The sequence below is a fragment of the Streptomyces sp. NPDC037410 genome (genome assembly GCF_055602235.1).
The window spans coordinates 567,283-575,660 of record NZ_JBVJWR010000001.1 but is presented as its reverse complement, the minus strand read 5'-3'; the positions used below and the strand labels follow the sequence as shown (position 1 = coordinate 575,660).

Here is an 8,378-nt window from a genome sequence, read left to right as displayed (position 1 = left end):
ACCACCCCGCCTACGCCTACCTCCCCCCCCCCCCCCCCCCCCCCCCCACACCCCCCCCCCCCCCCCCCCCCCCCCCCCCCCCCCCCCCCCCCCCCCCCTCTCGCCATGTCTGCCCTGGTGCTCCTGCGGAAGGGAAAGACCCTCCCCCGGGGGGAGGGTCCCAGAGGCTTGCGGGTGGATTGTCGGTGGTCTCGGTTAGGTTCGACGTGTCGGTGATCGGCTGATTGGGCGGGGAGGTCGGGCGTGGCCGAGAAGAAGCCGTTCCGGCAGATCGCGCGTCCGTTCGTCGCCGTCGGCCCTACTGGTGTGTCGGTCCGGGACCGGCTCAAGGGCCTGGCCGTAAAGGACGAGGAGGTGCTGCGCGCCGTGGGTGCCCATATGGGCCGCCTCTCCTCGTGGGATCTGGCCCCCGCGTTCGTGACGGTCTCGACCACTCCACCGACACGTGGGCGGCACGTAAGCGGGAGCTGACCGCTCTCTCGTCGTCTCGGTGGGCGGGTTCGGTCACCTCGAACACGCATGATCAGTGGGGTCTGTCCCGGCGTGCGCAGCACGCGTATCTGCGGTCTCTGGACGCGGGTATCGGGACGCTCCGGCACCGGCTGTCCCTGCCGGTCGGGGAGAAGGGATCCCGGGGCCGGCCCGGCGGCTACCGGAGCAAGCGCGAGTGGTTTCACAAGTCCCGCCGTCTGGCGATCCTCTAAGACCGCTATGAGCAGGTCAGGGCCGAGCGCGAGGCCGGCCGGGTGTCCGTGGTGCGAGGTGGCGGGCGGCTGTTCAACCAGCGCCACAACCTCGCCGCCGCAGGCAGGACGGCTGAACAGTGGCGGGCGGAGTGGGAGGCGGCGCGCTGGTTCGTGACCGCGGACGGTGAGTCCGGCAAGAGGTTCGGAAACGAGACGATCCGCGTCACCCCCGACGGCGAGATCAGCATCAGGCTGCCCGCGCCGCTGGCCGGTCTGGCCAACGCGAAGCACGGCCGGTACGTGCTGGCCGCGAACGTGTCGTTCCCGCACCGGGGAGAGGAGTGGCGCGACCGCGTCGCAGAGAACCGGGCCGTTGCTTACCGCATCCATCTGGACGTGGTCCGTGGCCGCTGGTATCTCGACGCCTCCTGGACTCGTCAGGCCCTCCCCGTCGTTCCCCTCGCCACGCTGCGGGCAGGTGGGCTGGCCGGTGTGGACATGAATGCCGATCACCTCGCCGCCTGGCAGTTGGACGCCCACGGCAACCCGACCGGCCAGCCGCGCCGCTTCGACTACGACCTGACGGGTTGCGCCGGTCACCGTGACGCTCAGCTCCGCCACGCCCTCACCCGCCTCCTGCACTGGGCCAGGGGCACTGGCGTCACGGCCATCGCGATCGAGGACCTCGACTTCACCGACTCCACCACCCGCGAGAAACACGGCCGTAGGAAGAGGTTCCGGCAGCTCGTCTCCGGCATCCCCACCGGGAGACTCCGCGCCAGCCTCGTCTCGATGTGCGCGGAAGCCGGTATCGGCGTGATCGCCGTCGACCCGGCCTACACCTCGATGTGGGGTGCGGAGCACTGGCAGCAGCCGCTGACCACGCCACATCGCAAGATCAGCCGACACGCCGCCGCAGCGGTGGCGATCGGTAGGCGCGCCCTCGGGCACCGGATCAGGCGACGGGCGGCACCGCCCCGTGACGACCAGAGCGATCGTCGCGGGCATCGGACCGCCCAGGCCCGACCCGGCACCCGGGGGAGCGAGGAAACCCGCCCCAGCGTCCCCGGACCACGGACACGATCCGTGCAGCCGGACGCGGAACGAACGCGGGAGACCAGCGCACCCAAGACCGTTCGGGATGCGCCAGTCGACCAGGCATGGGTCCAAGACCCACTCCTGCTCACTGTTTAGGAGCGGTACCTTCGTCTCCATGGCCATCCGCGCGGTGCTCTGGGACGTCGACGACACGATCTTCGACTACGCGAGCGCGGACCGGGCCGGGATGCGGGCGCATCTCGCGGCCGAGGGGCTGCTCGGCGCCTGGGGTTCCGTGGAGGAGGCCCTGGGGCGCTGGAAGGAGCTCACGGAGCTGCACTGGCGACGGTACGAGGCCGGGGGCGGGGACTTCCGGGAGCAGCGGCGCGAGCGCGTGCGGGACTTCCTCGGGCGGCCGGGGCTCACCGCCGACGAGGCCGACGACTGGTTCGACCGGTACGTGGTCCATTACGAGGCCGCCTGGGAGCTCTTCCCCGACACCGTGCCCGTCCTCGACCTGCTCGCCCGTGACTACCGTCACGGAGTGCTGTCCAACTCCAGCATCCACAACCAGGACCACAAGCTCCGCGCCCTCGGCGTACGGGACCGCTTCGAGGCCGTCGTGTGCGCCGCCGAGCTCGGCGTGGCCAAGCCGGCCCCGGAGGCCTTCCACGCCGCCTGTGCCGCCCTTGGCCTGCGCCCCGGCCAGGTGGCCTACGTCGGGGACCAGCCGGACATCGACGCCCGGGGCGCCGTGGAGGCGGGCCTGCGGGGCATCTGGCTGGATCGCGCGGGGACCGGCGGGAGACCCGAGCTGACCCGGATCACCGGCCTCCGCGAGCTGCCCGCGCTGCTGCGTGCGGATACGCGTTTTGGAGCACCGTCCACCTTCGGGTAATGTTCTTTCTGCGCCGAGGGGAACGGGCCGAAAGGCCGGAAAGCCCCGGAAGCGCAAGCCGAACAAGATCGCTCCTCGAAGTGATCGAGTCCCGGTGGCCTATGGTGTAATTGGCAGCACGACTGATTCTGGTTCAGTTAGTCTTGGTTCGAGTCCAGGTAGGCCAGCTCGCAGAGCTCATCTGCAACCGTGGATTGGCATCCACAAAGCCCCCGTTGTGTAGCGGCCTAGCACGCCGCCCTCTCAAGGCGGTAGCGCCGGTTCGAATCCGGTCGGGGGTACAGATCCTTCCCGCGGGATCACCTGGGTAGCTCCCGGTGAACCCGATGCAGGATCGCTAGGGCCCCCGTTGTGTAGCGGCCTAGCACGCCGCCCTCTCAAGGCGGTAGCGCCGGTTCGAATCCGGTCGGGGGTACGGTGTAACCACCATGGCCTATGGTGTAATTGGCAACACTACGGTTTCTGGTACCGTCATTCTTGGTTCGAGTCCAGGTAGGCCAGCTCGCAGAGCTCATCTGCACCCGCGGATCTGATCCGCAAAGGCCCCCGTTGTGTAGCGGCCTAGCACGCCGCCCTCTCAAGGCGGTAGCGCCGGTTCGAATCCGGTCGGGGGTACAAGACGAGGAAGCCCTTCCCTTCGGGGGAGGGCTTCTTCGCTGTTCCCGGTCCCGCGCACACAACTCCGGCCCACCGCTGCGGCGTTGGAGCGGTGGGCCGGGAACGTACAGGTGAACAGGGAGACGTCAGCCGTTGCGGCGGAGCGCCTCGGAGAGACGGGCGGCGGCGTCGATGACCGCCTGGGCGTGCATACGGCCCGGGTGGCGCGTCAGACGCTCGATCGGACCCGAGACCGACACGGCGGCCACCACGCGGTTCGAGGGGCCGCGTACGGGCGCGGAGACGGACGCGACGCCCGGCTCCCGCTCGCCGATCGACTGGGCCCAGCCGCGGCGTCGTACGCCCGACAGGGCCGTCGCCGTGAAGCGGGCGCCCTGGAGGCCGCGGTGCAGCCGCTCGGGCTCCTCCCAGGCCATCAGGATCTGCGCGGACGAGCCGGCCTTCATGGTCAGCGTCGAGCCGACCGGGACCGTGTCCCGCAGGCCCGAGAGCCGCTCGGCCGCCGCCACGCAGATGCGCATGTCGCCCTGCCGGCGGTAGAGCTGGGCGCTCTCGCCGGTGACGTCGCGCAGATGCGTCAGCACCGGGCCCGCGGTCGCGAGCAGGCGGTCCTCGCCGGCCGCGGCGGCGAGCTCCGCCAGGCGCGGTCCGAGGATGAACCGGCCCTGCATGTCGCGCGCCACCATCCGGTGGTGTTCCAGTGCCACGGCCAGTCGATGGGCCGTGGGTCGTGCGAGTCCCGTCGCCGCGACCAGTCCTGCGAGGGTGGCCGGACCGGACTCCAGGGCGCTCAGGACAAGGGCTGCCTTGTCGAGAACGCCTACGCCGCTAGAGTTGTCCATGCAACGATATTCGCGTCTCACTCTGTGAAACGCAAGTTCAATTTTCCGAGGAACCCGTCACTCTGGTGAGGCGGCCGCACAACGGCCCGCGAAACGGGTCTCTAGTAGTGCCGGCGCAGCCGCCGGCCGGAGGGAAAGCGATGGGTAGGACACTCGCGGAGAAGGTCTGGGACGACCACGTCGTCCGGCGCGCCGAGGGCGAGCCCGACCTCCTCTTCATCGATCTGCACCTGCTGCACGAGGTGACCAGCCCCCAGGCCTTCGACGGCCTCCGGCAGAACGGCCGGCAGGTGCGGCGCCTCGACCTCACCATCGCCACCGAGGACCACAACACCCCGACCCTCGACATCGACAAGCCGATCGCGGACCCCGTCTCCCGCGCCCAGCTGGAGACCCTCCGCAAGAACTGTGCCGAGTTCGGCGTCCGGCTGCACCCGCTGGGCGACGTCGAGCAGGGCGTCGTCCACGTCGTGGGCCCCCAGCTGGGCCTGACCCAGCCCGGCACCACCGTGGTCTGCGGCGACTCGCACACCTCCACGCACGGCGCCTTCGGCGCGCTGGCGTTCGGCATCGGCACCAGCCAGGTCGAGCACGTGCTCGCCACCCAGACGCTGCCGCTGGCCCGCCCGAAGACCATGGCGATCACCGTCGACGGCGAGCTGCCCGAGGACGTCACCGCCAAGGACCTGATCCTGGCGATCATCGCGAAGATCGGCACCGGCGGCGGCCAGGGCTACATCCTGGAGTACCGCGGCTCCGCCATCGAGAAGCTCTCGATGGAGGCCCGGATGACCATCTGCAACATGTCGATCGAGGCCGGCGCCCGCGCGGGCATGATCGCCCCCGACGAGACGACCTTCGCCTATCTGAAGGGCCGTGCCCACGCCCCCGAGGGCGAGGACTGGGACGCCGCCGTCGCGTACTGGAAGACCCTGAAGTCCGACGAGGACGCGGTCTTCGACGCCGAGGTCGTCATCGACGCCGCCTCTCTGGCTCCGTTCGTCACCTGGGGCACCAACCCCGGCCAGGGTGCGCCACTTTCGGCGAACGTCCCCGACCCGGCTTCGTACGAAGACGCTTCGGAGCGCCTCGCCGCCGAAAAGGCCCTGGAGTACATGGGGTTGACCGCCGGGCAGCCGCTGCGCGACATCAAGGTCGACACCGTCTTCGTAGGCTCCTGCACCAACGGCCGCATCGAGGACCTGCGCAACGCCGCCTCGCTCCTGGAGGGCCGCAAGGTCGCCGACGGCGTCCGCATGCTGGTCGTCCCCGGTTCGGTCCGGGTCGCCCTGCAGGCCGTCGAGGAGGGCCTGGACAAGGTCTTCAAGGAGGCCGGCGCCGAGTGGCGGCACGCGGGCTGCTCGATGTGTCTGGGCATGAACCCCGACCAACTGGCTCCCGGTGAGCGCTCCGCGTCCACCTCCAACCGCAACTTCGAGGGCCGGCAGGGCAAGGGCGGCCGGACGCACCTGGTCTCCCCCCAGGTCGCCGCCGCCACCGCCGTCCTGGGCCACCTGGCCTCCCCGGCCGATCTGTCCGACGTCGCCACCACCGCGGGGGTCTGAGAACCATGGAAGCCTTCACCACGCACACCGGCCGGGCCGTCCCGCTGCGCCGCAGCAACGTCGACACCGACCAGATCATCCCGGCGCACTGGCTCAAGAAGGTCACCCGCGACGGCTTCGAGGACGGCCTCTTCGAGGCCTGGCGCAAGGACTCCGAGTTCGTCCTCAACCGCCCCGAGCGGCAGGGCGCCACGGTGCTGGTCGCCGGCCCCGACTTCGGCACCGGCTCCTCCCGCGAGCACGCCGTCTGGGCGCTCCAGAACTACGGCTTCCAGACGGTCATCTCCTCCCGGTTCGCCGACATCTTCCGCGGCAACTCGTTGAAGAACGGCCTCCTGACCGTCGTGCTCCCGCAGGAGACGGTGGACGCCCTCTGGGAGCTGACCGAGGCCGACCCGACCGCCGGGATCACCGTCGACCTGGAGGCCCGCAAGGTCCTCGCCGAGGGGATCGACGCCGACTTCGAGCTCGACGAGAACGCCCGCTGGCGACTGCTCAACGGACTCGACGACATCAGCCTCACCCTTCAGAACGAAGCCGACATCGCGGCCTACGAGGCCACTCGACCGGCCTTCAAGCCCCGTACAATTACGGTCTGAGCAGCGCTTTTCCAAGACTGCGCCCCCCACCGCCCGGTGGGGGGCGCAGTCGCTTGTTGGGACCCTGTCGGGCGACAACTCGCCCTAGATGGCACAATCGGTGCATGGAACGCGACAGCCAACTCGAGCTCTACGAGGCAGTCGCCGCCCGATTGAAGGAAGCGCACACAAGAGTGCGCTCACTGCAAGTCCCGGAGGGCGTAAGGATGGCGCTGTCCCGGAAGCTGCTGGTCGTCACGGCCGCGGCGAAGCACGATCTCAAGGACGCGGCAACGCGTCTCGACCGGTTGATGAAGGACCTCGACGAGGGCCGATTCCCAGAGGACGACTGACACCAGGAACTCCGCAACGGCACTTCCGCGTTGCGGCACTAGGGTGATTAGACCGTTTCGTGTTTGATTTGCGGTATATACATGCCTAACGTGCGAAAAAGCTTGAACACTTTCGTTCTGGCAATGTCTCCGAAGGGGAAGACGTGAACAAGGCGCAGCTCGTAGAAGCGATTGCCGACAAGATGGGCGGTCGTCAGCAGGCCGCCGAAGCCGTCGACCACGTGCTCGACGCCATCGTGCGCGCCGTGGTGGCCGGCGACCGGGTCTCCGTCACGGGTTTCGGCTCGTTCGAGAAGGTCGACCGTCCGGCCCGCTACGCCCGCAACCCGCAGACGGGTGAGCGGGTCCGGGTCAAGAAGACCTCCGTCCCGCGCTTCCGTGCAGGTCAGGGCTTCAAGGACCTGGTCAGCGGCTCGAAGAAGCTCCCCAAGGGCGGCGAGGTCTCCGTCAAGAAGGCCCCCAAGGGCAGCCTCACCGGTGGCGCCTCCGCGACCGTGAAGAAGGCCGCCGCGAAGAAGGCCACCACCGCCAAGAAGGCCGCCGCGAAGAAGGCGATGCCGGCCAAGAAGGCCACGACGGCCGCGGCGAAGAAGACCACCGCCGCCGCCAAGAAGACCACCACGGCCGCCGCGAAGAAGGCGATGCCCGCGAAGAAGGCCACGACGGCCGCGGCGAAGAAGACCACCGCCGCCGCCAAGAAGACCACCACGGCCGCCGCCGCGAAGAAGGCGGTCGCCAAGAAGACCGCTCCGGCCAAGAAGGCCACGGCGAAGAAGGCCCCCGCCAAGAAGACGACGGCACGCAAGACCACCGCCGCCAAGAAGACCGCCGCCAAGAAGTAGGACGCGCGGTACCGACCCGCCGGGCCGGGCTCCCCCTGGGGAGCCCGGCCCGCGGCGCGTCCTCCGGCCCGCTCAGAGGGTCTGCAGCGTCACCAGCGTGATCCGCAGCCCCGCGCCCGACGTGCCGGGCTCGGCCTCGATCCGCACCCGCTGCCCCGGCCGCAGCAGCCGGAGCCCGCCCGCCTCGAAGGCCTCCGCCCCGAACTCCACGGGGGTGCCGTCGTCGAGCAGCACACTGCCGCTGCGGGTCTCGGGGTCGTACGTGAACGCGGTCGCCTGCATGGACCGCAGCCTATCCGGCCGCCGCCGGCCACCGTGCGGCCGTCCGCGGACCGAGCCCCAGGGCCAGGGCCGCCGCCAGATCCTCGCCGGTGTCCACGTCCCGGCGTACGGAATCCACCCCGGCGAGCCCGATTTCGACCGCCCCCGAAGACAAATGCCGCAGCCTCGACTCGCCTCCGAATGCCGGTTCCAATTCCACCCCCGGAGCCGCCGAGAGGAATGTCGTACCTATTTCGGCGGCATCCGCGAGAAATGCCCGCGGAAAATTTCCGGCCGCGTCCAGGACCCGGGTCAGCTCCTCGGGCCGCAGCGCCGGAAGGTCCGCGTTGAGCGCCGCCACGCGCGCGTGCGGCCGCCCGGCCCGCACCGCACGGGCCCCGTGCCCGAGCGCCGCGTTGAGCCCCGCCGCCGGGGAGTCCGGCACGATCCGCGCGCCGAGCGCCGCGAGCGCCGCGCCGGCCACCGGATCGTCCGTGACGACCGCCACATCGCGCACGCGCGCGCAGTTCAGCACCGCACCCACGGTGTCCTCGGCGAACGCCAGCGCGAGCCGGGGCCGCAGCCTCGCTCCCGCCGCCGCGGCGAGCCTGCTCTTCGCCAGGGCAAGGGGCTTCAGGGGGACGACCAGGGACCAGCCGTCGTCGGTGCCGGTCCGCACCGTGGGCAGCGTCTTCAT

General features: G+C 70.3%; 8 protein-coding genes, 5 tRNA genes and 1 pseudogene. 11 read left to right on the top strand and 3 right to left on the bottom strand.

What is annotated here, in order from left to right:
• Positions 1-243 precede the first annotated feature (243 nt).
• The 7 genes and pseudogenes from ACZ7HT_RS02705 (at position 244) to ACZ7HT_RS02675 (ending at position 3,237) form a co-directional block, all read left to right on the top strand.
• Positions 244-1,880: pseudogene (locus tag ACZ7HT_RS02705) on the top strand (IS200/IS605 family accessory protein TnpB-related protein).
• Between the two features lie 19 nt (positions 1,881-1,899).
• Complete coding sequence (locus tag ACZ7HT_RS02700) at positions 1,900-2,622, top strand: HAD family hydrolase (RefSeq protein ID WP_471158939.1); 723 nt, start codon at positions 1,900-1,902, stop codon at positions 2,620-2,622.
• A 95-nt stretch (positions 2,623-2,717) separates the two neighbouring features.
• Positions 2,718-2,789: transfer RNA gene (locus tag ACZ7HT_RS02695), tRNA-Gln, on the top strand.
• 41 nt (positions 2,790-2,830) lie between these two features.
• Positions 2,831-2,903: transfer RNA gene (locus tag ACZ7HT_RS02690), tRNA-Glu, on the top strand.
• Between the two features lie 61 nt (positions 2,904-2,964).
• Positions 2,965-3,037, top strand: a tRNA-Glu gene (locus tag ACZ7HT_RS02685).
• A gap of 14 nt (positions 3,038-3,051) precedes the next feature.
• Positions 3,052-3,123: transfer RNA gene (locus ACZ7HT_RS02680), tRNA-Gln, on the top strand.
• Positions 3,124-3,164: 41 nt separating this feature from the next.
• Positions 3,165-3,237 (top strand) — tRNA-Glu (locus ACZ7HT_RS02675).
• Positions 3,238-3,365: 128 nt separating this feature from the next.
• Here the strand turns inward: ACZ7HT_RS02675 and ndgR are convergent.
• A complete protein-coding gene (ndgR, locus tag ACZ7HT_RS02670) occupies positions 3,366-4,082 on the bottom strand; it encodes an IclR family transcriptional regulator NdgR (protein WP_005311436.1) in 717 nt (238 codons plus the stop codon).
• 140 nt (positions 4,083-4,222) lie between these two features.
• On the opposite strand from ndgR, the gene leuC reads away from it, so the two are divergent.
• From leuC to ACZ7HT_RS02650, 4 genes are all read left to right on the top strand, one after another.
• Positions 4,223-5,647, top strand: coding sequence for a 3-isopropylmalate dehydratase large subunit (leuC, locus tag ACZ7HT_RS02665; protein WP_190159773.1), 1,425 nt, complete (start codon positions 4,223-4,225; stop codon positions 5,645-5,647).
• 5 nt (positions 5,648-5,652) lie between these two features.
• Positions 5,653-6,246 carry a 3-isopropylmalate dehydratase small subunit gene (gene leuD, locus ACZ7HT_RS02660; RefSeq protein WP_471158937.1) on the top strand — a complete coding sequence of 198 codons (594 nt, stop codon included), beginning with the start codon at positions 5,653-5,655 and terminating at the stop codon, positions 6,244-6,246.
• A gap of 104 nt (positions 6,247-6,350) precedes the next feature.
• Entirely contained in the window at positions 6,351-6,578 is a 228-nt protein-coding gene (locus ACZ7HT_RS02655) for an SCO5555 family protein (RefSeq protein WP_015036430.1), read from the top strand.
• Positions 6,579-6,721: 143 nt separating this feature from the next.
• Positions 6,722-7,420 (top strand): HU family DNA-binding protein, encoded by a 699-nt coding sequence (locus tag ACZ7HT_RS02650; protein ID WP_471158935.1) that lies wholly within the window; start codon positions 6,722-6,724, stop codon positions 7,418-7,420.
• A gap of 72 nt (positions 7,421-7,492) precedes the next feature.
• Here ACZ7HT_RS02650 and ACZ7HT_RS02645 read toward each other — a convergent pair whose 3' ends face one another.
• Positions 7,493-7,702: a hypothetical protein gene (locus tag ACZ7HT_RS02645; RefSeq protein WP_471158933.1), complete on the bottom strand. Its 210-nt coding sequence runs from the start codon at positions 7,700-7,702 to the stop codon at positions 7,493-7,495.
• A 10-nt stretch (positions 7,703-7,712) separates the two neighbouring features.
• On the bottom strand, positions 7,713-8,378 hold the full coding sequence (cofC, locus tag ACZ7HT_RS02640) for a 2-phospho-L-lactate guanylyltransferase (protein WP_471158931.1): 666 nt from the start codon (positions 8,376-8,378) through the stop codon (positions 7,713-7,715).